Source organism: Klebsiella sp. H-Nf2 (assembly GCF_002806645.1).
Taxonomy (GTDB): Bacteria; Pseudomonadota; Gammaproteobacteria; order Enterobacterales; family Enterobacteriaceae; genus Klebsiella; species Klebsiella variicola.
Map to the genome: position 1 here is coordinate 51,891 of NZ_PIBL01000007.1, position 25,335 is coordinate 77,225.

The window sequence follows — 25,335 nt, forward strand, 5'->3', positions numbered from 1 at the left end:
ATTTCGTTGTATCTTATGCTTTTTACGCAGTTGTCAGCCAGCGGCTGCTATGAAAAATTCGTTAAATCAGAAGATTAATTACCGCACGGGAACAGTGATGAGCGCGAACCGCCTTGAGATGCATAACATTAGCCTGGCCTTCTCCGGCTTTCAGGCACTGAACAAGGTGGACTTTACCCTTCATGGCGGGTCGGTGCATGCCCTGACCGGGGCCAACGGCGCGGGTAAGTCGACGTTGATGGCCGTGCTGTGCGGGACGCATGCTCACTATCAGGGCGAGGTGACGATCAACGATCAGCCGGTCACCATTCGTTCGCCGCGGGATGCTAAACAGCTGGGGATCCACCTGGTGCAGCAGGAGGTGGATGTGGCGCTGGTACCGGGCCTGAGCATTGCGGAAAACATCATGCTGGACAGGCTGGCAGAGCCGGGCATGGCGTTTCGCTGGTCGCGGGTTCGGCAGCTGGCGCGCGAGGCGCTGGCGCAGCTGGACGTGGCGCTGGACGTCAGGCGCTCCATTGACAGCTGCACGCTCGCCGAAAAACAGCAAATCCTGCTGGCCCGTGCTCTGTCGCACCATTGCCGCTTTTTGATCCTCGATGAGCCCACCGCGCCGCTGGATCAGCATGAAAGTGAGCGCCTGTTTGCGGTAGTACGCCGTCTGCAGCAGCAGGGGATCGGGGTGGTGTTTATTTCGCATCGTATCCATGAACTGAAGGCAATCTGCGACACCCTGACGGTGCTGCGCGACGGGCGGCTGATTGAAAGCGGCCCAATGGCGCCGCTGAGCGGCGAACAGATTGTCGAAAAGATGCTGGGCCACGAGCTGAGCGATATCTTCCCGCCGCCGCGCCCGCCGCACGGCGAAGAGGTGCTGCTGCAGATTGACGGTTTGCATGATGAGGCGCTGCTGCAGGATATTTCGCTGCGCCTGCGGAAGGGGGAAATTCTGGGTATCGCCGGGCTGGCCGGCGCGGGCAAAACCGAGCTGTGCAAAGCGCTGTTCGGCGCCAGCAAAAGCCGGGTGCAGCGAGGCGAGCTGAACGGCCAGCCGTGGCGACCGCGCGATCCAGCCGACTCGGTGGGGCGCGGCCTGGCGCTGGTCCCGGAGGAGCGGCGCAAAGAGGGCATTTTCATCGAAGAGCCGATCGCGATGAACCTGGCGGTCAGCGCCGATAACAGCTTTTCGCGCTGGAGCCTGTTTGGCCATCGGCAGGCCTGGCGCTGGGCGGAGGAGGTGATTGCCCGCCTCGGCGTGCGCGCCACTGGCCCGGGGCAGATGCTGCGCCGTCTTTCCGGCGGCAATCAGCAGAAGGTGGCCATTGGCAAATGGCTGCGCAGTCATGCCAATGTTTTGATTTTTGACGAACCGACCAAAGGGGTCGATGTGAAAGCGAAAACCGATCTGTTCATGCTGATCGATGGTCTGGCGCGGGAAGGCAAAGGGGTGATTTATGCCTCGGGTGAATTCGCCGAGCTGGTCGGTTTATGCGACCGCATCTGCGTGCTATGGGACGGACGGATTGTGGCGGAGATCCCCGGCGCGGAAGCCCGGGAAGAGACGTTGCTTTATTATTCAACCGGAGGAGCGGCAGCGTGAGCAAGGCCCTGGCAGTAAACGCGACGGTATCGGGCCGTCAGCGATTTTTTGATTTTCTCTATAAGTGGGGCATGTTGCTGACCGTGGTGCTACTGGTGGCGGTCTTTGGCCTCGCCTCGGACAACTTCCTTGATCCGTTCAACATCATCAACATTCTGCGCTCGATCGCGATTGTCACGGTGATTGCCATCGGGGTATCGATTTCTCTCACCATTGGCGGCTTTGATCTGTCGGTGGGATCGACGGCATCGCTGGCTAACGCGCTGGTGATTTCCCTGTTTGTCTGGCATGGCCTGGGGACCACCGAAGCGATTCTGATCACCCTCGCGCTCTGCACCCTGGTGGGGCTGTTTAACGCCTTTCTGATCGTGGTGCTGCGCATTCCTGACATGCTCGCCACCCTGGCCAGCCTGTTTGTGATTCAGGGCGTGGCGATGACCTACAGCTACGGCGGTTCGATTACTGAAAACATGGTGCTGCCGAGCGGCGAGATGGCGGAAGGCACTATCCCGGCGGGCTTTGGCGCGCTGGGGCAGGTGCCGACCATCGTCATCATCATGCTGGTGGTGACGCTGGTCGCCCAGCTGGCGCTGTCGTTCACCACCCACGGACGGCGGATGTACGCCATCGGCGGCAACCCGGAGGCCGCGCGGCTCTCCGGCCTGCGGATCACTCGTTACAAAGTCGCAGCATACGTGATTGCCTCGCTGCTGGCCGGACTGGGCGGCATTCTGCTGGCCTCGCGTATCGGATCCTCGCAGGTCAACGCCGGCGGCGGCTATCTGATGGACGCGGTGGCGGCGGCATGGATCGGCTTTTCGCTGGCGGGCTCCGGTAAACCGAACGCCCTGGGGACGCTGGTGGGGGCGGTGATCCTCGGCGTGCTCTCCAACGGGCTGGTGATGCTCTCGGTGCCGTATTACGCGATGGACATTATTAAAGGGTTGGTCCTGGCTGGCGCGCTGGCACTGACCTATTTTCAGCGCCGTACTTAACATTTTACAGGGTAAACAGCATGAAAAAGATCGCACTCTCTCTGATGACGCTGGGTCTGCTGCAGTCGACGGCGGCGCTGGCCACTGCCCCGACGCCGGTGCCGGCGGCGATTGCCGAGCACAGCGGCCCGATCCGTATTGCGGTGATCCGCAACCTGGGGTCTGACGATAACACCACCCAGTTTGTCTCCGGGGCGCTGCAGGAAGGCAAAAAGCTCGGTTTCAAAATCAGCACCTTCCTGAGCAACGGCGATGACGCCAAATTCCAGGACTTCGTCAACCAGGCCATCAGCCAGAAATACGATGGCATTATTCTCTCCCAGGGGCGTGACCCGTATTCCACCGCCCTGGTGAAGAAGGCGGTGGATGCCGGGATCAAAGTGGCGGTGTTCGATACCGCGGTGAGCGGTGAGATCCCCGGGGTGACGGTCAGTCAGCAGGATGACGCGTCGCTGACCGAGCTCTCTTTTGGCCAGCTGGTGAAAGACTTCAACGGCAAGGCCAACATCGTCAAGTTGTGGGTGGCGGGCTTCCCGCCGATGGAGCGCCGTCAGGCGGCTTACCAGACGCTGCTGAAGCAAAATCCGGGGATTAAAGAGCTGGAGTCGATCGGCGCCGTGTCATCCGATGTGCAGGGCGACACTGCCAACAAGGTGGGGGCGATCCTCGCCAAGTATCCGAAAGGGAAAATCGACGCGATCTGGGGCACCTGGGATGCCTTTAGCCAGGGGGCCTATAAAGCGCTGAAAGAGAATGGCCGCACCGAGATCAAACTCTACAGCATTGATATTTCCAACCAGGATCTGCAGCTGATGCGCGAAGCCGGCAGCCCATGGAAGGTGAGCGTGGCGGTGGATCCGAAGCTTATCGGCGCGACCAACGTGCGGCTGATCGCCAATAAGATCGCCGGCGAGCCGACGCCAGCCACCTACGACTTCAAGGCGGCGGCGATCCCGCAGGCGCTGCTGGCGGCCCAGCCGGGGGCGGTGAACGTGGCGTCGCTGGGGAAAATTATCCCTGGCTGGGGCCAGACCGAAGACTTTATCGCGCCGTGGTTCGCGACGCTGGAAGCGAAAAACAAATAAAATCAAGCCGGGTGGCGGTGGGCGGCGGCCTGGTGCCCTCACCCCGGCCCTCTTCCGCAGGGAGAGGGGGAAAACCATGCCACCGGGCGAGAGGGATCCCCTATGTCAGCATTACCTTCCCCCGAATACAGCCGCAATATGCGGCTGATTGGTCATAGCGATCAGGGCGGTCGTCCGGACGGCGTGCAGCTGATGGTGCATCGCGGATTCGCCTATATCGGCCATATGGTGTCGCAGGGCTTTTCCGTGGTCGATGTTCGCGATCCGACCCGGCCCACCACCGTCAACTATATTGCCGCGCCGCCGGGCACCTGGAACGTGCATCTGCAGGCGCATGACGATCTGCTGCTGGTGATCAACGCCCGGGATCTGTTTGCCGACGCCCGTTTTGCTGATGAGAAGGTCTACTACACCCGCTCGGTGGGCGACACGGTCAGCGATGTGCAGGACAAGGGCTGGAGCGCCGGGCTGCGCATCTTTGATATTTCCACTCCCGCGCAGCCGCGGGAAATCAGTTTCCTGTCGCTTAACGGCATCGGTATTCACCGCATCTGGTACGTCGGCGGGCGCTGGGCGTATGTGTCCGCGCTGATTGACGGTTTTACCGACTACATCTTCCTGACCATCGATCTGGCCGACCCACGTAAGCCCGAGGTGGCCGGGCGCTGGTGGCTACCGGGGATGCACCAGGCGGGCGGTGAAACACCGGACTGGCCGCAGGGCAAACGCTATGCGCTGCATCACGCCATTATTGCCGGGGATACCGCCTACGGCAGCTGGCGCGACGGCGGCCTGACGCTGCTGGATGTCAAAGACCGTACCCAGCCGACGCTGATTAGCCATCGCAACTGGAGCCCGCCGTTCGGCGGCGGGACGCATACCGCGCTGCCGCTACCGGATCGTGACCTGCTGGTGGTGCTGGATGAAGCGGTGCTCGACAATCAGGAGGACGGTGAGAAGCTGATCTGGCTGTTTGATATCCGCGAGCCGTCAAACCCGGTGAGCATCGCCACGTTCCCGCCGCCGGATGAAATCGACTATGTGGCGAAAGGGGCGCATTTCGGTCCGCACAACCTGCATGAGAATCGTCCCGGCAGCTTTGTCAGCTCAACGCTGATTTTTGCCACTTATCAGAATGCCGGCGTGCGGGCTTACGATATATCTAACCCGTATCGTCCGCTGGAGACCGGGGCGCTGGTGCCGGCGGCGCCAAAGACGATGATGGATACCCGTCCCGGCCGCCCGCAGGTGATCCAGTCCTGCGATGTGTTTGTCGATGCGCAGGGCATTATCTACAGCACCGATTACAACGGCGGGCTGTCGGTGATTGAGTATCTGGGATGAGGACAAGGTAAACGCAAAATGGTGCTCGCATGTCTGCCGGGTGGCGGCTTTCGCCTTACCCGGCCTACAAAAGACTGCAAGATCAAACCGTCATGCGGTTATCTGTAGGCCCGCGCAAGCGCAGCGCCGCCGGGCAATCCCTGATGATTGCACTTTTTTAGGGTTTGCTCCCTCTCCCTGTGGGAGAGGGTTGGGGTGAGGGCAAGGTAAACGCAAAAAGGCAATGACAATGGCCTTTTTTAGGGTGTGCTCCCTCTCCCTATGGGAGAGGGCCGGGGTGAGGGAAAACAGGCGCACTCAGCTGTACTGGCGTACCCGCGCCAGCAGCTCGTCGACGCTGTCGATACGCTCGGCCAGCACAATCAGCGCTTTGCCGAGGGTAATGGCGTGGCGCAGGCATTCATGGCGCATGGCGTCGTCCCGGATAGTGTCGATATCCGCGACGTGCGACAGCCCGACGCTGCGGCGGATCAGTTCGCTGCCGCAGAAGCCAACCGCGTCGGCCCAGACTTTCTTCAGAAAGGCGGAAGCGTAGCCGGGGTAAGCCAGGGCCGCGTCGCGGGTTTTCTCCGCCGCCAGCGCCTGGAAGCGTTCGGCGAAGGTGGTCCACAGCTGGTGGATATCGTTCAGTCGCTGCTCGCGTGCGGCGGCGGCGTCGCGAATGCCGAGCTGGCCCGGCAGGCCGCAGTAGTTAAGCAGCAAGTTGCCGATGGCGGTGCCGATATCGAAGCCAATGGGGCCGAAATAGCCGAACTCGGCGTCGATGGCCTTCAGGCTGCCTTCGGCAACGAAGATCGACCCGCTGTGGATATCGCCGTGCAGCAATGCTTCCGCATGGGCAAAGAAACGGTGCTTCAGCGCCGCCACCGCCAGCTTAAGCTGGGCGTCGTCGCGCAGGGCGGCGACATCGGCCTCCAGCTCCGCCGGGTAGTTATTACGCTCGTGGATCTGATACGGGTCGTTAAAGAACAGATCCTCGGTGATCTCGCACATCGCCGGGTTACTAAACTGCGCCACCTGCGCTTTTTTCTCGTGGGGATGGAGATAGAAATCGCTGGTGTGAAACAGCACCTGCGCCAGATAGTCGCCAAGCTGGCGGGCCGCCTGCGGGTAGTAGACGTTAGCGATAAGCTCCCCGCGCCAGATGCGGTGGTCGGAAAGATCTTCCATCACCATCACCGCCAGCTCAGGATCAAAATGGTGGATTTTTACCGTGTGCTGCGGGCTGTGCTGATAGTGGGCGACCAGGGTCTGCGCTTCCAGACGGGCACGGTCGAGGGTCAGCGGCCAGGATTCGCCGACACAGCGCACGTAGGGCAGGGCCTGTTTGACGATCGCCCGGCTGACGCCCTGGCGATCGAACACTTTAAACACCAGATTGAGGTTGCCATCGCCCACTTCCTGCGCGCTGACCAGCTCCGATGGGTTGTCGATGCCGGCGAACTGCTGCGCGTAAGCCACGGCATCGTGGGCGGTGAAGGTATGGTATTGCGACATTGCCTCGATCCTCGAATTCTGATTAAGCCGTTCAGACGTCTATACTTCTGAATTCCATCCTGACACAATGTGATACAACAACGCAACAGGGATTTAACGACATGCAGACATTACAGACCACCAGCCTGCGGGTGAGTGAAAATCAGCTTTTTATTCTCGACCAGCAGGCCTTGCCGCAGGAAAAACGCTGGCTGGCGGCGGATAACGTTGCGCTGCTGGTGGACCATATTCACGCCCTGCGGGTGCGGGGCGCGCCGCTGATTGGCCTGTCCGCCAGCCTGCTGCTGGCCCTGCTGGCCCAGCGCGGACTGAACCGGGATGAACTCCAGCAGGCGCTGGAGACGCTGCGCGCGGCGCGGCCGACGGCGGTCAACCTGATGAATAATCTGGATCGCATGAAGCAGGCGCTGGCCCGGGAAGATTACCCGCAGGCGCTGGAAGCGGAAGCTTTGCGTCTGGTCGAAGAAGATAAACAGCTGTGCGACCGCATCGCTGAGGCGGGCAGTGCGCTGGTGAAGTCCGGCAGTCGACTGCTGACCCATTGCAACACCGGTGGCCTGGCGACCGCCGGGGTGGGGACCGCCCTGGGCGTTATTGCGCTGGCGCACCGGCAGGGAAAGGTGGCTAACGTGTGGGTCGATGAAACCCGGCCGCTGCTGCAGGGCGGACGTTTAACCGCCTGGGAGCTGGGCGAACTGGGCGTGCCGTATCAGTTGATCACCGATTCAATGGCCGCCAGCCTGATGGCGCAGGGGCAGGTGGACGCGGTGTGGGTCGGCGCCGACCGTATCGCCGCCAACGGCGATGTGGCGAATAAAATCGGCACCTACTCTCTGGCGGTTTTGGCCCATTATCACCAGATCCCGTTTTACGTCGCTGCCCCGCAGACCACCCTCGACCGCTATTGCCCGAACGGCGCGGCGATCCCCATTGAGCAGCGCGCCGCGGCGGAAGTGACCGGGGTGGCGGGCAGCTTCGGCGCGGTACAGTGGGCGCCGACGGGGGCTGCCGTTTACAATCCGGCGTTCGACGTCACGCCTGCTGGGCTGATAAGCGGCTGGGTGCTGGACAGCGGGGTGGTCACCCCGGCGCAGGTCGCCGCCGGGGCGTTTGCGCCGGACAACGGATAGCAGACACCGTGCCGGGCCTGGAAAAAACGGCTTTCCCAGGCCCGCGCCGCTACGGCAGAACCATCGTTATCGTGGGGGCGGACGGCCGGTCGATACGCTGACCGAGGGCGGTAATAGCCGCCTGGAAGGGACACAGCGTACCGACGTCGGTCTGACGGCAGCCCGGCTGACGCCACTCCTGACGCAGCATCGGGTGCTGCGCGTCCGGCGTCTGCAGACGACGCAGGTCGTCGAGGCCCTGGGCCTGGAAATAGATCCGCAGATAGCGTTCCCCGCTCTTCGCGTTGCGCCAGCGCTCCAGCACCAGGCTACTGCCCGGCGGGATATTTCCCCGGCTGTAGCCCGGCAACTGCCAGCTAAAGTTCATCAGCGTGCGCACCATGGCGATATTGGTGTCATGCGCCACCAGCAGCAGCCAGCGTACGTTCGGGGTCGCCTCCGGTTTGACGCCGTCGAGCATGGCGTTGAGCAGCACCGACCCGCGTTTTTGCGCGGTATACAACACATCGTTACTCAGATCGTAGTTTTCCGTTAACAGCGGCAGCAGGGCAGTGATCTGACTGGCCTGGGTGATCTTGCCCCACGCCAGCTGGCTGAGAGGCAGGTTTTCACTCCAGCCGAGACGCAGCGTCTCCACCATATTGGCCATCACGCTCAGTCCGCTAATGGTGGTCTTTCCGCTTTTGCTCTGCTCGATCTGCCAGGGGGTGTCGAAGATCGGGCAGGGTTTATCGGCCTGACAAACTGCCTGTTTCAATAATTGGATAGTCGGCGCCAGCGCCTGCCTGCGCTGCGCCAGATCCCCGGCCTTCTCTTTCACCGCCGCCAGCTGGCGGGCGGGGTCGGTTTGCGTGGCGGCGAACTTGTCGGTCTGAAACAGGGGATCGGCATCCCCGCTGACATAATGGATAGCAACGCCGCAGCCCGGGAAGGCGCCATCCACCAGCGCCTGGGCGGTCGCCCGCGTCCGCTGCAGCGGGCTGGCGCGCACGTAAATCGACTCCGCCGTCGGGCATCCCGCCTGCAGCAGGCCAAGCTGGCGATAGTGCTGGCCTTCCTCACGTCCTTTGTTAACCACGGCGGCATAGCCATGGCCGGTGAGCTCGCCGTCATGGGTGGTCCACTCGGTCCATGGTCGTCCGGTGGCGGCCTCGATGGCTTCCCGGTTGCCGGCTGTCGGCGGACGAATACCGTGGCGGCTGAGCTCGACCACTTTCTCCAGTTGCCAGTCCGCGGCGGCGGCAGATTGCAGCGCCAGCAGCGGCAGCGCACAGGCGATAAACAGGCGTAACAGCCCCTGATGTCTTACAGGCATCATATCTTCTTCCTTATTCGTTAATCGGTTATGAGGAGAATGAGGTCTGCCGTTCGACGGCATGGCGTCGGGCGACGATGGCGGCAGTGGTAAAACAGAGTAGCGCGGAACCCAGACCGGTACCCACCCAGAACAGCGCCAGCGTGCTGAAATCATACAGCGTTTTGCCGTTCTCGAGGATCGCCGTTTTATCAATAATGATCCCGGTGAGAAACTCGCCCAGGCCGGCGCCGGCGTAGCTGGCGATGCCGATGGTGCCGAGCGCGGCCCCGGCGGCTTTGCGCGAGGAGATATCGACCGCGATCAGCCCGCCGAGGAAGCAGGTCAGAGCGCCAATGGTGGCCCCGAAGATAATCATCGCCAGAATATCAGTGTAATAATTGTGCGGCGACCAGAGCATCAGGGCGAAGCCGGCGGTGTTCAACAGGCTGATAAAACCAGCCATCACGCTGCGGTTGCGCGGGAAAAAGCGGTCGGAGAGCATGCCGGCGATAATGGTCCCGGCGATCCCGGCGATGGCGTTGACGCCGATAATCCCGGACGCCTCCAGCGTGGAATAGGCTTTATCCTGCTCGAGAAAGAAGATCCCCCACGAGTTGACGGCGTAGCGGTCGATGTACATAAAGGCGGAGGCGAGGGCGAGGGTCCACAGCGCCGGGTTGCGCAGCGCCAGCAGCTGGTTTTTAAACACTGAGCCGCGCGCTTCGGTCTCCTCCTGCGGTTCATCGCGGATGACGTTGATGGACGGGAAGCCGCTGCTCTGCGGCGAATCGTGCATGAACAGCACCAGCAGCACCACCCCGGCGGCGCCGAGCGCGGCGGTGGACAGGTAGCCCATCTGCCAGCCAAATCCGGCGATCACCGCGGCGATCACCATATAGGTCACCGCCTCGCCGATATTATGCGCCGTCGACCAGATGCCATAGAAAGTGCCGCGCTCCTTAACGCCGTACCAACGCGCCAGCGAGACCGCGCAGGGGCCGACGCCCATCGACTGGGCCCAGCCGTTGATCCCCCAGAAGATGGCCAGCAGCAGGGCGTTAGTGGTCATCCCCATCATCAGGTTCATCCCGGCGCTGAGCAATAAACCGAGGCTCATATAGCGCACCACGTTGGCGTGATCGGCGATAAAGCCGTTGACCAGTTTGCCGATGGCGTAGCTGAAGAACAGGGTAGAGCCGATCATACCGAGCTCCGTCGGGGTGATCCCCAGCTCCACCAGCGCGCTTTTGGCGACGGTGAATGATAACCGGCAGACGTAAAAGGTGACGTAGGCCAGGGTCATGGCGATAAAGGTTTGCCAGCGCACCCGGCGAAAACGGTGTTCATCAAACTCGGCGCCCGCTTTCGGCGGCGACGCCCGGAAAAAAGCGATAATTCCAGACATAGGTGGTTCTCCGCAGGTCGGAGGCGTGACTGATTGATGTGGTTCGTCCGTGAGTGAAGTTATTGTTACTGTGTAGAGTACATAATCAGAGATAGCCTGACCCGTAAGGGTTAATGTAAGGGTTGTGGGATCATCTTTTTCAGCTGCGGGTAGAGCGTCTGGCTGGCCAGCAGCAGCGGATTGCCGCGCTGGATCCCCTCCTGCGCCAGAAAATCGTTGCTGGCGCCGCCCGCTTCGCGCATCAGCACCAGCCCCGGCAGGGCGTCCCACGGGTTCATGTGCGGCTCGTAGTAGCCAATCAACCGGCCCGCCGCCGCCCAGGCGCTCATCAACGCCCCGGAACCGTTGCGGATAAACATGCCGCCGTCGATGAGCAGCGCCTGCAGAAACGGCAGAAAGTCCGCCGGGGTGACGCGATGCGAGGTGCCGACGCCTATCACGCCCTCTTTGACCGTCGCCCCAGGGTGCGGACGGATCGGGGCGTCGTTGAGCCAGGCGCCATGGCCCCGCAGGGCATGAAATAGCTCGCGATGGTTGGGGTCGTAGACCACGCCGATGACCGGTTCGCCGTCGGCGACGATCGCCAGCGACAGGCACCAGGCATGCAGGCCGTTGAGGAAACAGCTGGTGCCATCGATGGGGTCGACCACCCACAGGATCCGGGCGTCGGGCAGGCGGGTGCCGCTCTCTTCGCCGAGAAAGCCATCTTGCGGAAACGCGCTCTGAATGCGCTGTTTGACAAAGGCCTCCACCCGTTTGTCGGCCACGCTGACCACATCCTGCAGGTCGTCGCCTTTATGGTCGACGGTCAGCGCCTCGCGCTGTTGATAGTATTCAAACGCCAGCTCAGCGCCCGCTTTCGCCAGCTCGCAGGCCAGACGGTAGCGGGCCTGTAGCGCTTCTGATTCCTGAGATTGCATAGTGACTCCCTATTTTTGCACACGTGTGCATTTTGCGTGAAAAAAACAGCCCCGAAGGGCCGAATGAGTGTGGCCGGGTTTCGCAGAAGATTCTGTGATCGCTCCAGCATAAAATGATTTTTTCATTTCGCACTATGACGAATAATTAGTTTCACTGGCACTTCGCGATGGCGTGAGGGCAGGCTGAAGCGGGCGATCCGCGTCATTAACAGATCCACCGCGTGGTGGGCCAGCAGGGCGGTATTCTGCTGAACGGTGGTGAGCTGATAGGGCTGCCAGTCCGCCTGCGGGATATCGTCAAAACCGACGATGGCCGGCAGCGGGGCGGGGGCGTCCCGCAGGCCATCCAGGGCGCCCAGCGCCAGCATATCGGTGGCGCAGAACAGCGCCTGCACCCCGGGGTTTTCAGCAACCAATTCTCTGGCGGCCTGGTAGCCGGCCTGATAGCCGCCGCCGTCGCAGAAGCGGCTGCTCACCGTCATGCCCGACGTCCGGGCGATAAAAGCCTCATAGCGCTCGCGGGTGCTGAAGTTCTCGCGATTTTCGCCAATAAAGCCAACCTGCTGCCAGCCTCGACGACTGAACAAGCCCGCTACCAGCTTCGCTCCCTGGGCGTTATCGCTGCACACCCGGTCGCAGCCGGCGAGGTCCGCATGACGGTTGATCAGGGTGACGGGGATCTTGCGCGCCAGATACTCTTCCGCCAGCGACAGCGGCGGCGCGCCGGAGGTGATGATCACCCCGGCGACGTGATAGCTCAGCAGTTGTTTAAGCGAGGGGGCGAGCTGCTGCGGATCGTCAGCGTTCATCAGCAGCGGCATAAAGCCATTGAGCGCCAGCTGATGGACCAGCGGCGCCAGCAGTTTGCTGCGAAACGGGTTGTCGAAACCGGCGGTGACGATGCCGATAAAATTACTGCTGCCAGTGATCATCGTCCGGGCGATGATATTCACCTGATAGCCCAGGGCTTCCGCGGCGCTCAGCACCTTCTGCCGGGTCTTCTCCGACACCGAGGCGCCGGGGGTGAAGGTGCGGGAGACCGCCGAGCGCGAGACGCCGGCCAGTCTGGCCACATCCTCGGCCTTAATCCATTTTTTATCGCTCATCGTCGTTTCGCGCCGTCTGTTTTCCAGGAAGCCGACGCCCGGGCGGGCGTCGGTCACGCACACTGCCTGAAAAGGTATCACAGAAAGGCGTCGTCGCGCAGCGCCTTGCGCCCTATGCCGGGTAGCGGATGTGCTCCACCTCACGCTGCAAAATCACCTTGCCGTGGCGAATGGAGGTCAGCACCCGTGCCTGACGCCGGACGGCCTCGTAGTCGTTTTCCGCATCGAGGATCAGCAGGTTCGCCGGGCGGCCTTCGGCGAGGCCGTAGTTATCGCCCAGACACAGCGCCCGGGCGCTGTTATCGGTGACGAAGTCGAGGCAGCGCTGCAGATCGTCATAGCCGAGCATATGGCAGATGTGCAGCCCGGCATCCAGAATACGCAGGATATTGCCGTTCCCCAGCGGGTACCACGGATCCTGAATCGAGTCCTGGGCAAAGCAGACGTTGATGCCGGCGCGATCCAGCTCCGCCACCCGGGTGACGCCGCGCCGTTTCGGCCAGCTGTCAAACCGGCCCTGCAGATGAATGCTTTCGGTCGGGCAGGAGATAAAGTTGATGCCCGAGGCTTTCAGCAGGCGAAACAGCTTCGAGCAGTAGGCGTTATCGTAAGAGCCCATCGCGCAGGTGTGGCTGGCGGTGACCAGGGCCCCCATGCCGCGCACCCGCGCCTCCTCCGCCAGTACTTCAAGGAAACGCGACTGCGGATCGTCGATTTCATCGCAGTGGACATCCACCAGGCGGCCGTAGCGCTGGGCGAGGTCCATCAAAAACATCACCGAGCTGACCCCTTTGTCGCGGGTATTCTCATAGTGGGGAATGCCGCCCACCACGTCGGCGCCCATCTCGATGGCGCGGGTCATGAGTCCGCGGCCGTCGGGGTAAGATTCGATCCCCTCCTGCGGGAAGGCGACAATCTGCAGATCGATAAGATCGGCGGCCTCTTGTTTCACCGCCAGCAGCGCCTTCAGGGCCGACAGCGACGGATCGGTGACATCCACATGGGTCCGGACGTGCTGGACGCCGAAGTCGCGCAGCATGCCGATGGTTTTCAGCGCCCGCTGGCGGGTGTCCTCCGGGGTAATACTCGCTTTGCGCTGGCTCCAGCGGGTGATGCCTTCAAACAGGGTGCCGCTGCGGTTCCACTCCGGCTCGCCCGCGGTGAGGGTGGCGTCAAGATGAATATGCGGCTCGACGAAGGGCGGGATCGCCAGCCGGCCCTGGGCGTCGATATCCCCGGCGTCGGCAGTCTGCATCGCGGCCTGGGCGGTGATGCGGTGAATCATCCCGTCCTGCAGGTCAAGAGTAAACAGCGCCTCCTGGCGGCGCAGGCGAGCGTTAATAATTTTCATGGTGGGTCCTGTAAATGGTTTTGCGATAAACGCCAGATCACCAGCGCGACCGAGGCGTTGAGATGAAACTGAGGGTGGCTGACCGGGTAGCCGGTCAGTTTTTCAATACGCTGGATGCGTTGATGCAATGTGTTGCGATGCAGGCCCAGCCGGTCGGCGGCCCGCACCACGTTGCCGTTCTCCTGCAGCAGCGTCTCGAGGGTCTCCAGTAGTAGCCATGGCGCTTTGCGGCCCGGCTCGATCAGGCAGCCCAGAGTGTCGTGCATAAAATCGTTGAGCAGCGCCGGGTCGCTGACCGCGGACAACAGTTTGATAAACCCCAACTGCTGATAGTCGCTGATACGCTGGGTCGGCCGCAGGGTATCGCACAGATCCAGTGCCTGGCGCGCCTGCGACAGCGCCCGCGGGTAACCCTGCAGCTGCCTGACCGGCGCGGAGAGGCCGCAGAGCAGCGACAAACTATCCTCTCCGTCCGCCAGCGCCTGCAGCCACTGCTGCAGCCATTTTTTCTGCTGAAAGCCTTCCCCCTCCTCATCCGGCAGCAGGAAAAGGAACATGTTGCTGCGCTCCAGCAGCGGGAAGGGGTTGCCCTGCTGGTTGAGCTGCTGCTGCAGCTGCTGACGCACGCTGCGGTGGGCCTGCAGCAGCCAGGCTTCGGCCTGTTCGGGCGGGAACTGGCGAAACAGGCGGGACAGCCCCTCCAGACGCAGCGCCGCCAGCCGCAGCGGACGGGTAAAATCGAGCTGCTGGTGGAGGGCGCGCTGATGGAGCATCTGCAGATCCGGATAGTCGCCGGTGACCAGCTGCATCAGAATGTCGCGCTGTGACTGCAGGGCGTTTTCGCTGCGGACCAGCGCGGTGCCGATGCGCTCGGTGACAATCACCATCTTCAGCAGGTAGGGCTGCTCAATCAGCGGAATGCCCAGCTCGTCGGCAAGGGCGATCAGCGTGGCGGGAATGGCGTGGATATAGGCCTCGCCGGTGAGGATCACCATCCCGGCGATGCCGCGCTGTTTCCCCTCCATCAGCAACTGGATCAGGTTGGCTTCATCACGGGGATGGTTGATGCCGGTGATAAAGACCAGCTCGCCGCCCATGATCCACTCGGCGATATGTTCATTTTCCGCCACGTAGTACCAGCGTACGGCCCGCTGCAGCCCTTGCTTTCCCGCCCGCAGTCGCAGGGCGGAGAGTCCCTCAAGGGCCAGCAGTTCGCTGACCGTCAGGCTCATGGCTCCTGCTCCGCGACGGCGGCAGGCTGGCGTTTGCTTAGCAGGGTCAGGACGATATAGACCAGCGCGGAGACGGTGATCCCCACCAGCGGCGCGATCCACGGTGACAGATAGGCCACCACCGCGCCGGCGGCGTAGGCGCCGAGTCCCAACCAGTTAAAACGTGGCAGGCGGGCGTTCTGCAGCAGGGGATAGCGCCCGCCGCGGGCGAACCAGTAGTCGGCGAGGATCACTCCGCCAATGGGCGGAATAATGCTGCCCAGCAGCACAAGGAAGGTGATCAGCATTTCATACATACCGCCAATAGCGAGCACAATACCCACCCCGGCGGCGGCGATGGTTAGCGTCCGGCGACGTTCGCTGCGCAGCAGATGGCAGGCGGCGGCAGAGACGTTATAGATGGTGGGGCCCTGAATGGTCAGCAGGTTGAGACACAGCATGATCACCGCGGCGACCGACAGCCCCTGCAGGATCAGGACTTCCACAATATCGGCCTGTTGATAAACGATGGCGCACCAGGCGCCGGCCACGATCATCAGCCCGTTACCGATGAGGAAGCTGCCCATGCTGGCGAGAATGGCGGTCCGGCTGGAGTTAGCCAGCCGGGTCCAGTTTGTCGCCTGGGTGGCGCCGCTGGCGAAAGTCCCGAAGACCATGGTGATGGCCGCCGACCAGGTCATGGTGTCGCTCGGCGCAATGCGGGTCATTGCCTGCCAGCCGCCGGCGTGGTGCAGCGCCAGATACATGGAGACCATCAGCAGCACAAACATCAATGGCACCGACAGGCGCGACAGCGCGTCCAGTCCCTTGTAGCCCACCAGCGCGGTGACGCAGAACAAAATACCAAACAGCACCATCAACGGCTGGGTCAGCGCCTCGGGTAGGGCGAGGATCTTCACCAGCGAGATAGCGACCGTGGCGGTCCCCCAGGCGTACCAGCCCAGCTCGGCAAAGCCAAGAATAAAGTCGGCCAGCTTGCTGCCGATCTCCCCGAAGCAGAAGCGGCCCATCAGCACCGTATTCAGGCCGCTGCGCGCGGCGATCCAGCCCAGCGACGCGGCATAGAGAGCCAGCAAGGCGTTGCCGATGACGGCTATCCACAGCAGATTGACGATGGAAAAGGAGACGCCGAGTTTGCCGCCGGCAAACATCGTGCCGGTGAAAAAGGTAAAGCTGAATAACACCATGGCGATGGAAAATACGCCTTTGCGTCCGGTGGCGGGCGCTTCGACGAGGGGAAAATCATTGCTGTTTGACATCCTGGAACCTCTGGCTGGTAGATGGGCGGTGATAGCCGGAAGTAGCAAGAGATGTGCCAGGAAAAACCGGGCACGGGGAATATCACAAGATGTGCACAGTGCACAGTAATGATGGGGTAAAGACGATGAGATGCCATTTTAGTGGGCATCCTGCCATGTTTTGCACCAGTCCAGGGCAGAGGAGGGCGGCGAGCGCATCCCTGGCGCAGGAGGAGAATTTCAGCCAGGACGATCCGCCAGTTTTTGGCCAGGGAGTAGTGGAGAATAGTGGTGTACTGAAAACGGTTGGTTAAATCACTGTGAATAAAGGTTATTTAATATGCATTTATGATATAACCATTTGTCTTATGTGTGTTTCCTGAAATATTGTCCCCTCCGGTTAGCGGTGTTAGTATCGGGTAAATAGCCATTTAGACGGCTAAATAAATCATCGCTAACCTAAGGAACTGCTATGTGGCAAGAAAGACTCGCGCAACTGGTCACCACCTGTCATTGGATCGGGGCGAAAGGCTGGGCGCCGGCGACCGGCGGCAATATGTCGGTGCGCCAGGATGACACCTGGTGCTGGCTAAGCGAGTCGGGCCGCGATAAAGGCAGCCTGACAACCGAGGATTTTCTGCAGGTTGAGATCGCCACCAATCAGGCGCCTTCCGGACGGAAGCCGTCGGCCGAAACCGGCCTGCACACCCTGGTGTATCGCCTGTTCCCGGAAGCCAACGTGGTGCTGCATGTGCATACCGTCAACGCCACCGTGCTGTCGCGCATCGAAAAAAGCGACACGCTGGCGCTGCAGGGGTATGAAATGCAGAAAACCCTTAGCGGGCAGCACAGCCATCTCGATACCGTTCCGGTCGCCATCTTTGATAATGACCAGGATATTGACGCCCTGGCGGCGCGGATTGCCGATTATGCGCAAACGCGCCCGCTGCGCTACGGTTTTCTGCTGCGCGGCCACGGCCTGACCTGCTGGGGGAAAGATATTCAGGAGGCCCGCCGTCAACTGGAGGGGCTGGAGTTCCTGTTCGAGTGCGAGCTGATGCGCCGCCGCTACGAGCCCTGAGCCGGAGCAGGTATGGATTTTTATCTTGGTATTGATATCGGCACCTCGCGGGTGAAAGCGGTGCTGTTTGATCAGCATTTCACCGCCTGCGCCAGCGCCGCGGAAAACACTTCACCCCGCCTGTCAGCCAATGGCTATGCGGAACAGGATATGACCCAGCTGTGGCATTCGGTGCTGGCTATTCTGCGCCAGATTGCCCGCCACCCGGCGCTGCAGGCGGGGCGGCTGCGGGCCATCGGCCTCGCCGGGCAAGGGGAGGGGGTCTGGCTCAGCGATGAGCTGGGCGAACCGGTGGGCCCGGGGATCCTGTGGAGCGACACCCGCAGCCATGAGCTGATGAGCGACCTGCTGCGCCGACCCGGCTTCGACCGCCGCTATTTCGCCGATACCGGCACCCACCTGCAGCCCTGCAATACCAGCCTGCAGCTGTACTGGCTGAAACAGTATCAGCCGGCGCGGCTGGCGGCCGCGCGCTATCTGTTTTTCGCCAAGGACTGGATCCGCTTTCGCCTGACCGGCGTGGCGGCGCTGGAGCTGACGGACGCCAGCAGCTCGTTACTTAACCAGCAGACCGGCGGCTGGTCCTCGGTGGTGATGACGGAGATGGGGCTGGACGAACTGCTGCCGCTGTTTCCCCCGCTGCTGGCCCCGGATGCCCCGGCCGGCACGCTGAGCGACGCGGTGGCGGCGCTGACCGGGCTGCCCGCCGCGACGCCGGTGGCCGCCGGGGCGCTGGATGTCTGTAGCGCTGCGCTGGGCTGCGGCGCGGTCAACGAAGGGGATATCTACACGATCCTTGGCACCACCTGCTGCACCGGGATCGTCTGCCGCGGCCCGCAGACGGTGAACGAGGCGACGCGCTTTGTCACCCATACCGAAGCCGGACAGGTGATCTCGCTGTTTCCGATGCAGGCGGGTACGCCAAACATTGACTGGCTGCAGCAGCATATTTCGCTGGACGGCGATCTGGATCGGCTGGAGCAGGCGATCGCGGACGTGGAGCCAGGCAGCGGCGGCGTCTTCTGGCAGCCGTACCTCAATGGCGAACGCGCGCCGTTTTACAGCCCTGACGCGCGGGCCGGCTTTTTCGGCATTAGCCCGCACACCACCCGCGCCGAACTGCAGCGCGCGGTGTTTGAAGGCCTGGCCTTCGCCATTGTCGATGCGCTACAGGGTTATCCGCAGGGCGGCGAGCTGTATCTGACCGGCGGCGGCGCAGCCTCGGCGACCTGGCTGCAGATTATCGCCGACTGTACCGGGCGTACGGTGGTCTCCAGCGCCTTTAACGAACTGAGCGCGCGCGGCGCGGCGATTCTGGCGGCCCGCAGCGTCGCAGCGCTGGCCGAGACGCCTCCGCTGGCGCAGACCCGCTATCAGCCGCGCCCTCAGGCGCATGCCCGCTACGCGGCGCTGTATCCCGTTTACCGCCTGCTGCGTGAGCAGATGCTGCCGGTATGGCAGGCCAGACAGGCCGCCCTTCAACCTCTTTCTCAGGACGTACAACCATGAAAATCGTTTTTACCGCCGAGCATGCTGGCGACCTTAGCGCCTTCCACCCGCTGGGCGAACTGCTGGTGGAGGGATGGGCGCTGGGGAAACCGAAGCTCAGCGCCGGTCAGCTGATTGAGCTGGCCCATGACGCCGAGGTGCTGGTGACCAGCTATGATGAGGTGACAGACGCGGTAATGGCCGCCTGTCCGCGCCTGCAGGTGATCGCCTGCACCCGCGCGAATCCGGTGAATATTGATACCCAGGCCGCCCAGGCGCGCGGCATCCGGGTGCTCTACACCCCGGGGCGCAATGCCGATGCCGCCGCGGAGCTGACGCTTGGCCTGATGCTCAGCCTGGCGCGCCATATTCCGCAATCCCATGCGGCGCTGAAGCGGGGGGAATTCACGCAGGCTGACAATGCCGCCGCCGCCACCCAGCAGGGTCTGCGGCGGGATGTGGTCTGGGACGTGAGCCCGGAAAGCCCCTATGAAGTGTTTAAAGGCAATGAACTGCGCAATAAAACGCTGGGGCTGGTGGGGTATGGCAACATTGGCCGCCGGGTGTCGCGTATCGCCCGGGCGTTCGGCATGGCGGTGTTGGTGGTGGATCCGTTCGTCGCCGCAGAGGATATCAATGAGCCAGGACTACAGAAAACGACCCTGGAGGCGCTGTTCCGCGAGGCGGATATCGTCAGCCTGCATCTGAGCAGCGGGCCGCACAGTGACGGGCTGGTGAATGCGGCGCTGTTAAACAGCATGAAGCCCGGCGCGCTGCTGATCAATACCTCTCGCGCGGCGGTGGTCGACGAGGCGGCACTAATTGATGCCCTGCGTCACGGCCCGCTGGGCGGCGCGGCGCTGGATGTCTATCACCGCGAACCGCTGTGGCGCGATCATCCTTTTGTCACCGAGTTCGATAACGTGATTATCACGCCGCATATCGCCGGAGCCACCCGGGAGAGTATCGCCAAACACACGGCGATGATTGCCGCCGATCTTCAGCGCTATGTCGCCGGGGAGCCGCTGCTGTACCAGTGGCGTTAAGCCGCTTGCGCCGCTGCGGCGGCGCGGGCCCGGCGTCAGGGGCGATGGGCCGCCATAAAAGCCTGGGTCTGTTCCCAGTCCACTACCCCGGCATCCGATCCCATCCCGGTCGCCACCAGCGCGGCCACCGCCGAGGCGACGTCACACGCTGCTTTCACGCTGAGTCCGCGCGCCAGCGCGGCAATAAACCCGCCGCAGTAGCTGTCGCCGCAGCCGGTGGTATCCACTGCCTCGACCGGCCACGGCGCAATATGCTCCAGCGCGCCATCGCGACGGATAAGCCAGGAGCCGTTCTCGCCGTCTTTCAGAATGCAGGTGCCCACGCCGAGTGCCAGGAAGAAGCGGCCGATGGCCTCCGGCTGCGTCTCGCCGGAGAGAAAGGCGGCTTCCTCCAGCGAAGGCATGAAATAATCCACCGACGGCAACAGGGGCCGCAGTAGTTCGAGGGTGTCTTCATTCGGGGCGATAAGGTCAAAGCTGGTGGTGACTCCGCGTGCTTTAGCCGCCTGCAACAGCCGCGCGCTCTGTCCCTGGTCCATTGCCGCCAGCAGTCCGGTCCCGCCGTGATGCAGGAAACGACAGTCGAGGACGGCGTCAAATTCCGCTTCACTGACGAACAGGGCGTCGGATGCGCCCCGGCAATGCAGGGCCGGACGCTCGCCGTTGGGGCGAATCGGCAGGATCGTCGCCGAGGTCTCTTTCAGCGCGGTGCGCTGGATAAGCGAGCAGTCGATGCCCAGCCGGGCATAGCTGGCGAGGATAAAGTCGGCCTTTTCATCTTCACCCAGGCAGGCCACCGCTGCGGTGCGGATCCCCAGCTTCGCGGCGTTGATATTGGCCCCTGCGGCGGTGCCGGCGGGGTTGAGGCGAATTTGCTCAATAAAGGCGACGCCGCCGCGCGGCGGGATCGCCACCACCGGGCGCCCGGCGATATCCAGAATAGTCAGGCCGACAAACACGGCGTCAAAGGTTGCCATCGTTCTCCCGTTTAGCGATGCGTTTGGCGCAGGCGCGCCTGCCAGAAAGAAAGGGCGAGGGCCACCACCAGAATCACGCCGACCAGCGCGTCCTTCACCAGATAATTGAGCCCCATCAGGTTCAGGCCATTATCAATAATGGCAAGGAACAGCACGCCGCCGAGGGTGCCGAGGATGCTGACCCGGCCCAGACGGTTAAAGGCGGTGCCGATAAATACCGCCGCAATGGCGTCCATCAGGTAAGACTGCCCGGCCAGGGGAGTAAACTGCCGCAGGTTGGCGGAGAGGATCACCCCGCCGATGGCGCAGAGCGCCGAGGCGGCCACCAGCACGCCGAGCATGGTCAGGCGATCGCGGATCCCGGCGATACGCGCCGCTTCGCTGTTCTGGCCGATGGCGCGGACATATTTGCCCCACAGCGTGCGCTCGGTGACCAACCATGCCACCAGCCACAGCGCCAGCACAATCACCACCGGCGTGGGGATCCCACCAAGGTTGCCCACTGCCAGATCGTGATATTCCGGCGCCATCCGCCGATAAGCTATCGCGCCGCCGCCGTCGGTATAGATGCGCTCGGCGCTGCTGGCGATAAACCAGGTGCCGAGCGTGGCGAGGAAGGGGCGGATCCGGCAGATGAGGATCAGAAAGGCATTGAGCAGGCCAATCAGCACGCCGCCAAGCAGGGCGCAGCCTACCGCGGCCTGCCACGGCAGATGCCAGGTTTTCAGGGCAACGAGGGCGAAGGCGGCGCCGAAATCGAGCGCAACGCCCACCGACAGATCAATCGCCCCGGCGCTGACAATCAAGGTCATCGCCATCGCCACAATCAGCAGGATCGCGCTGCCCTGCAGCAGGTTGGCCCAGTTATCCACGGTTAAAAATACCGGATTCGCCCAGCCAAACAGGGCGATGGCCAGCAGGGTGATGACGCCAAATCCGGCTCGCGACAGCCAGGCCAGCGGGCTGCTGGCCGTCTGTTCCGCCGGAGCCGGCGTTTTCAGGGTAATTTGGCTCATGCCTCGCCTCCTTTGTGTCTGACCGCCGATGCCGCCAGCACCACCAGGATCAGGCCGCCTTTAATGGCGCCCATCCAGAAGATATTGACCCCCAGCAGGCCGAGCCCGTTAGAGAGGGCGTTGACCAGAATTGCCCCCAGCAGCGCCCCCCAGATGGTGACCACCCGACGGCGCGAGAAAGCGGCGCCGATAAAGGTCGCCAGCACGGTTTCCAGCAGCAGCGGCGTGGCCGTCCCGCTGGAACTGCCGGAGCCCTGGCTGAGCAGCGGCAGAATAGCCAGCCCGGCGGCAATGCCCGCTAACAGCCAGACCAGCAGGGTCAAGCGGCGCACGTTCAGGCCGCTCATCTGCGCCATATCGCGGTTGCCGCCCACCGCCTGCACATGCTGGCCGAAGCGGGAGTGGTGGAGCAGGAACTGGAACAGGATAAATACCCCCAGCAAGTAAATCAGCGGCCAGGGCAGGCCCAGCACGCTGTTATCGCGAAAGGCGACCATCAGCGGATCGCTGACCGCGATGCGTCGCTGGCCGGTCAACAAATCTGTCAGGCCGGTAAACGCCACGGAGGTCGAGAGGGTAGCCAGCAGCGGCGGCAGGCCGGCCGCCAGCACCAGGAAGCCGTTGATCGCCCCGCAGAGCAGGCAAACCGCCACCAGCAGGGCCAGCAGCAGGAGATACGGCGTGTGCCATTCGGCCAGCCCAAGACTGAGCAGCGCGACGCCGAGCACCGCCGTCGCCGGCAGGGAGAGGTCGATGCCGCCGGAGACCACGTCATCCCCGCCAACGGCGATGACGCAGACCAGACCGAAACAGAGGATCGCCAGCGGAACGCTCTGGACCAGCATCAGGCTGATATTTTGCCAGCTGAGGAAGAAAGGAGACTGTACGCTGAGCCATACCAGCAGCGCCAGAAACAGGATCAGGGGAAATTTTTCAATCAGCGTCGCCAGGCCCGGACGGCCGCGACGCGGGATAGCGGTACTCATGGTGAAGGCTCCTGTCCGCCGTTGATCGCCACCAGCAGGGCGTCCAGCGTTAGCCCGCGGGTGGGCAGATTGGCCGCCAGCGCGCCGCGCCAGAGGACCAGGATCCGGTCGCATAGTCCGAGCAGTTCGGGGGCATCGCTGGAGGAGACCAGCACCGCCCGTCCTTTATCGGCCAGCTGGCGCGTACGTTGATAAATATCGCGACGGGCGCCGATATCGACCCCAAGGGTGGGTTCATCGAGAATAAACAGCCGGGCATCGGTGCCGAGCCAGCGGGCGAGGATCGCTTTTTGCTGGTTGCCGCCGCTCATGTAGCGTACCGGCAGCGCCGGGCGTCCCGGGCGGATCGCCAGCTGTTCTATCCAGTAGCGCGCTTTCTGCTCGGCGATACCCCGCCGCTCCCAGCCAAAGGTGGCGGTCTCCGGAAGTGAGGCGAGATTAATATTGTCGGCGGTGGTGAAGGGCAGGATCAGCCCCTGATGGCGGCGGTCGCGCGGCACCAGCGCCATTCCGGCGCGGATCGCTTGCTTCGGCGTACGAATACGCCGCGGCTGGCCGTCGAGGTGGATCGTACCGCGTTCCGCCGGGCGTAAGCCGTAGAGTAAGTCGACCAGCACATCGCGTCCGGCGCCCAGCAGGCCGGCGACGCCGACGATTTCGCCCGGCTGAATATCAAAAGAGAGATCCTGCAGCTGCCGCCCGTCGCTCAGCTGGCGCACCGAGAGCAGCGGGGCCGCCCCGGTGTCTGCCGCCGGGTGCTGGCGCGGGGTATACAACTGGTCGATTTCCCGGCCGACCATCATGGCGATCAGCGCCTCGGTATTCTGCAGCAGGTCGCGGTCCGGGTAACCGACCACTTCCCCGTTACGCAGTACGGTGCCGCGGTCGCAGAGGGTGGCTATCTCATTGAGGTAGTGGGAAATATACAGAATGGCAATGCCCTGGTCGCGCAGGCGAAGGATGGCGGAAGAGACCAGACTGGCCTCCTGCGCCTCCAGGGGGGCGGTGGGCTCGTCGAACACCACCAGCCGCGCCGCGCCGTCGATCAGCGCGCGGGCAATCTGCACCAGCTTGCGCTCGGCCAGGCTCAGGTCGCGCACCAGCCGTTCGGGGTCGATCGCCAGCTGCCAGTTTTGCTGGAAAAATTGCGCCGTGGCGGCCTTCATCCGTCGGCGATCCAGCGCGCCCCAGCGGGTGCGATACTCCTGGCCGAGAAACACCGATTCCGCGACGGTAAAGTGCGGGATCAGGTTAAGCTCCTGGTGGATAACGCGGATGCCGGCGGCTTCAATGGCTGCCGGGTTGCCGAGGGGCAGCGGGTGACCGTCGAGGGTCGCGCTGCCGCTGTCGGCCTGATAGACGCCGGCGAGGATTTTAATCAGCGTCGATTTACCGGCGCCGTTCTCGCCAATCAGGCCATGAATTTCCCCGGGATTGAGACGCAGGGTGACTGAATTAAGCGCCGTAACGCTGGCAAAACGTTTGCCGATCTGGTCCATGACCAGACCCGCGGCGGGGCGCTCCCCGCCAGGGTGTTGATTTATCACTGCAGTTCGCCGTATCCCAACTGTTTATACACCGCTTTCGCTTCCTGCGGACCTTTCACCGGTATCACCGGGATAAAGGTTTGCACCGGCAGTTTCTGACCGGCAAAGTAGCGGGCCACGTTGTCGGCGGAGGTCTGGCCAATCAGATGCGGCTGCTGCGCGACGTTAGCCACAAACGGGCTGCCAGGCTCTGCCATGATCTCCAGCGTCTCCGGACCGGCGTCGATGGCCGTCACTTTCACGTCCTTATCACGGCCGGTCTCTTCCAGTGCCTGGACGATACCGATGGCCGGTTGATCCCAGCAGGCGACATGGATCGCATCCAGTTTGCCTTTCGGATACTGGCTGAGTAATTCGAGGGTTTTCTTCCGCGCGTCTTCTGGCGAGTTGGCGAACTGCTCCGCCAGCTCAGGCTGGATAATATGAATATCCGGATAATCCTTAAGGACATATTTCCACTGATCGTAACGAATTCCGCAAATACGCAGCGCGCTGGAGAACGCGTTAAATACGGCGACGTTGCCTTTACCGCCTAATTCATCCGCCATGTAGCGACCGATGGTCGAGCCTAAGGTGTAGTTATCGGAGGTGGTATTGTTGACCGAATATTGAGAAACATGATCCACGGTAAATACCGGGATACCAGCATCACGCAATGCTTTAAATTTTGGTTCGACGGCGCTGTCGCCGAGAATACTAATTACCGCGTCCACCTTGCGTGACAGTAAAATATCGTGATTATTGGCATGAACCTGATTATCGCGGCCGCCATCGACGCCAATGACTTTGCCTCCCAGTTTCTCCACTTCCTCTGTCGCACCTTTAAAGGCCTCGCGATCCCAAAAATGCTGAGTGCCAACAACGGCAACGCCAATGGTTTTTCCCTGTAAGGAGAGGGCGTCTGCGGCAGTGACGCTCAGCGAGGCAAGGGAAAGCACTCCCAGCGCGGCAGGCAATAATTTTCTCTTCTGCGACATTGTTATTATGATCCTGT

21 protein-coding genes are annotated in these 25,335 nt (G+C 62.5%); 8 read left to right on the forward strand and 13 right to left on the reverse strand.

What is annotated here, in order from left to right; all coding sequences use genetic code 11:
• The first annotated feature begins 97 nt into the window (after positions 1-97).
• From CWM58_RS17410 to CWM58_RS17425, 4 genes are all read left to right on the forward strand, one after another.
• The gene (locus CWM58_RS17410; RefSeq protein WP_012542480.1) at positions 98-1,600 is read left to right on the forward strand and encodes a sugar ABC transporter ATP-binding protein; all 1,503 of its coding nucleotides are present in this window, start codon (positions 98-100) and stop codon (positions 1,598-1,600) included.
• Positions 1,597-2,595, forward strand: a complete 999-nt coding sequence (locus CWM58_RS17415; protein WP_012968720.1) for an ABC transporter permease — start codon at positions 1,597-1,599, stop codon at positions 2,593-2,595. The genes CWM58_RS17410 and CWM58_RS17415 overlap by 4 nt, the downstream gene beginning before the upstream one ends.
• A 20-nt stretch (positions 2,596-2,615) precedes the next feature.
• Entirely contained in the window at positions 2,616-3,680 is a 1,065-nt protein-coding gene (locus CWM58_RS17420) for a sugar ABC transporter substrate-binding protein (protein WP_008805596.1), read from the forward strand.
• Between the two features lie 102 nt (positions 3,681-3,782).
• Positions 3,783-5,024, forward strand: a complete 1,242-nt coding sequence (locus CWM58_RS17425) for an LVIVD repeat-containing protein (RefSeq protein ID WP_012968719.1) — start codon at positions 3,783-3,785, stop codon at positions 5,022-5,024.
• Positions 5,025-5,321: 297 nt separating this feature from the next.
• On the opposite strand, the gene mtnK is transcribed toward CWM58_RS17425, so the two are convergent.
• Positions 5,322-6,521, reverse strand: coding sequence for an S-methyl-5-thioribose kinase (mtnK, locus tag CWM58_RS17430; RefSeq protein WP_049155958.1), 1,200 nt, complete (start codon positions 6,519-6,521; stop codon positions 5,322-5,324).
• Between the two features lie 101 nt (positions 6,522-6,622).
• Between mtnK and mtnA the strand changes: the two genes are divergently transcribed.
• A complete protein-coding gene (gene mtnA / locus CWM58_RS17435; protein ID WP_100681438.1) occupies positions 6,623-7,651 on the forward strand; it encodes an S-methyl-5-thioribose-1-phosphate isomerase in 1,029 nt (342 codons plus the stop codon).
• Between the two features lie 49 nt (positions 7,652-7,700).
• On the opposite strand, the gene CWM58_RS17440 is transcribed toward mtnA, so the two are convergent.
• The 7 genes from CWM58_RS17440 to codB form a co-directional block, all read right to left on the reverse strand.
• Positions 7,701-8,969, reverse strand: a complete 1,269-nt coding sequence (locus CWM58_RS17440; protein WP_100681439.1) for a histidine phosphatase family protein — start codon at positions 8,967-8,969, stop codon at positions 7,701-7,703.
• 25 nt (positions 8,970-8,994) lie between these two features.
• Positions 8,995-10,353 (reverse strand): MFS transporter, encoded by a 1,359-nt coding sequence (locus CWM58_RS17445; protein ID WP_100681440.1) that lies wholly within the window; start codon positions 10,351-10,353, stop codon positions 8,995-8,997.
• 110 nt (positions 10,354-10,463) lie between these two features.
• Positions 10,464-11,273 carry an inositol monophosphatase family protein gene (locus CWM58_RS17450; RefSeq protein WP_100681441.1) on the reverse strand — a complete coding sequence of 270 codons (810 nt, stop codon included), beginning with the start codon at positions 11,271-11,273 and terminating at the stop codon, positions 10,464-10,466.
• Between the two features lie 122 nt (positions 11,274-11,395).
• Positions 11,396-12,346, reverse strand: coding sequence for a LacI family DNA-binding transcriptional regulator (locus tag CWM58_RS17455; protein ID WP_162678331.1), 951 nt, complete (start codon positions 12,344-12,346; stop codon positions 11,396-11,398).
• 145 nt (positions 12,347-12,491) lie between these two features.
• Positions 12,492-13,730 (reverse strand): cytosine deaminase, encoded by a 1,239-nt coding sequence (gene codA / locus CWM58_RS17460; RefSeq protein ID WP_100681442.1) that lies wholly within the window; start codon positions 13,728-13,730, stop codon positions 12,492-12,494.
• Positions 13,727-14,962 (reverse strand): PucR family transcriptional regulator, encoded by a 1,236-nt coding sequence (locus tag CWM58_RS17465; RefSeq protein WP_061155376.1) that lies wholly within the window; start codon positions 14,960-14,962, stop codon positions 13,727-13,729. Before CWM58_RS17465 ends, codA begins: the two co-directional genes overlap by 4 nt.
• Positions 14,959-16,221, reverse strand: a complete 1,263-nt coding sequence (codB, locus tag CWM58_RS17470) for a cytosine permease (RefSeq protein WP_100681443.1) — start codon at positions 16,219-16,221, stop codon at positions 14,959-14,961. The genes CWM58_RS17465 and codB overlap by 4 nt, the downstream gene beginning before the upstream one ends.
• Before the next feature lie 451 nt (positions 16,222-16,672).
• Here codB and CWM58_RS17475 point away from each other — a divergent pair, with 451 nt between their 5' ends.
• The 3 genes from CWM58_RS17475 to CWM58_RS17485 are packed head-to-tail and all read left to right on the forward strand — an operon-like array spanning position 16,673 to position 19,815.
• Positions 16,673-17,281, forward strand: a complete 609-nt coding sequence (locus CWM58_RS17475) for a methylthioribulose 1-phosphate dehydratase (RefSeq protein WP_008805607.1) — start codon at positions 16,673-16,675, stop codon at positions 17,279-17,281.
• Between the two features lie 12 nt (positions 17,282-17,293).
• A complete protein-coding gene (locus tag CWM58_RS17480) occupies positions 17,294-18,790 on the forward strand; it encodes an FGGY-family carbohydrate kinase (protein ID WP_100681444.1) in 1,497 nt (498 codons plus the stop codon).
• Positions 18,787-19,815: a 2-hydroxyacid dehydrogenase gene (locus CWM58_RS17485; protein ID WP_100681445.1), complete on the forward strand. Its 1,029-nt coding sequence runs from the start codon at positions 18,787-18,789 to the stop codon at positions 19,813-19,815. The genes CWM58_RS17480 and CWM58_RS17485 overlap by 4 nt, the downstream gene beginning before the upstream one ends.
• A 35-nt stretch (positions 19,816-19,850) precedes the next feature.
• Here the strand turns inward: CWM58_RS17485 and CWM58_RS17490 are convergent, their stop codons facing one another.
• From CWM58_RS17490 to CWM58_RS17510, 5 genes are read right to left on the reverse strand one after another with little or no spacing between them, the layout of a single operon-like run.
• The gene (locus CWM58_RS17490; protein WP_074386559.1) at positions 19,851-20,792 is read right to left on the reverse strand and encodes a carbohydrate kinase family protein; all 942 of its coding nucleotides are present in this window, start codon (positions 20,790-20,792) and stop codon (positions 19,851-19,853) included.
• Between the two features lie 11 nt (positions 20,793-20,803).
• The gene (locus CWM58_RS17495) at positions 20,804-21,808 is read right to left on the reverse strand and encodes an ABC transporter permease (RefSeq protein ID WP_046622420.1); all 1,005 of its coding nucleotides are present in this window, start codon (positions 21,806-21,808) and stop codon (positions 20,804-20,806) included.
• Positions 21,805-22,794: an ABC transporter permease gene (locus CWM58_RS17500; RefSeq protein ID WP_100681446.1), complete on the reverse strand. Its 990-nt coding sequence runs from the start codon at positions 22,792-22,794 to the stop codon at positions 21,805-21,807. The genes CWM58_RS17495 and CWM58_RS17500 overlap by 4 nt, the downstream gene beginning before the upstream one ends.
• Positions 22,791-24,293 (reverse strand): sugar ABC transporter ATP-binding protein, encoded by a 1,503-nt coding sequence (locus CWM58_RS17505; protein ID WP_165785821.1) that lies wholly within the window; start codon positions 24,291-24,293, stop codon positions 22,791-22,793. The genes CWM58_RS17500 and CWM58_RS17505 overlap by 4 nt, the downstream gene beginning before the upstream one ends.
• A gap of 44 nt (positions 24,294-24,337) precedes the next feature.
• Complete coding sequence (locus CWM58_RS17510) at positions 24,338-25,318, reverse strand: sugar ABC transporter substrate-binding protein (RefSeq protein ID WP_100681448.1); 981 nt, start codon at positions 25,316-25,318, stop codon at positions 24,338-24,340.
• Positions 25,319-25,335 lie beyond the last annotated feature (17 nt).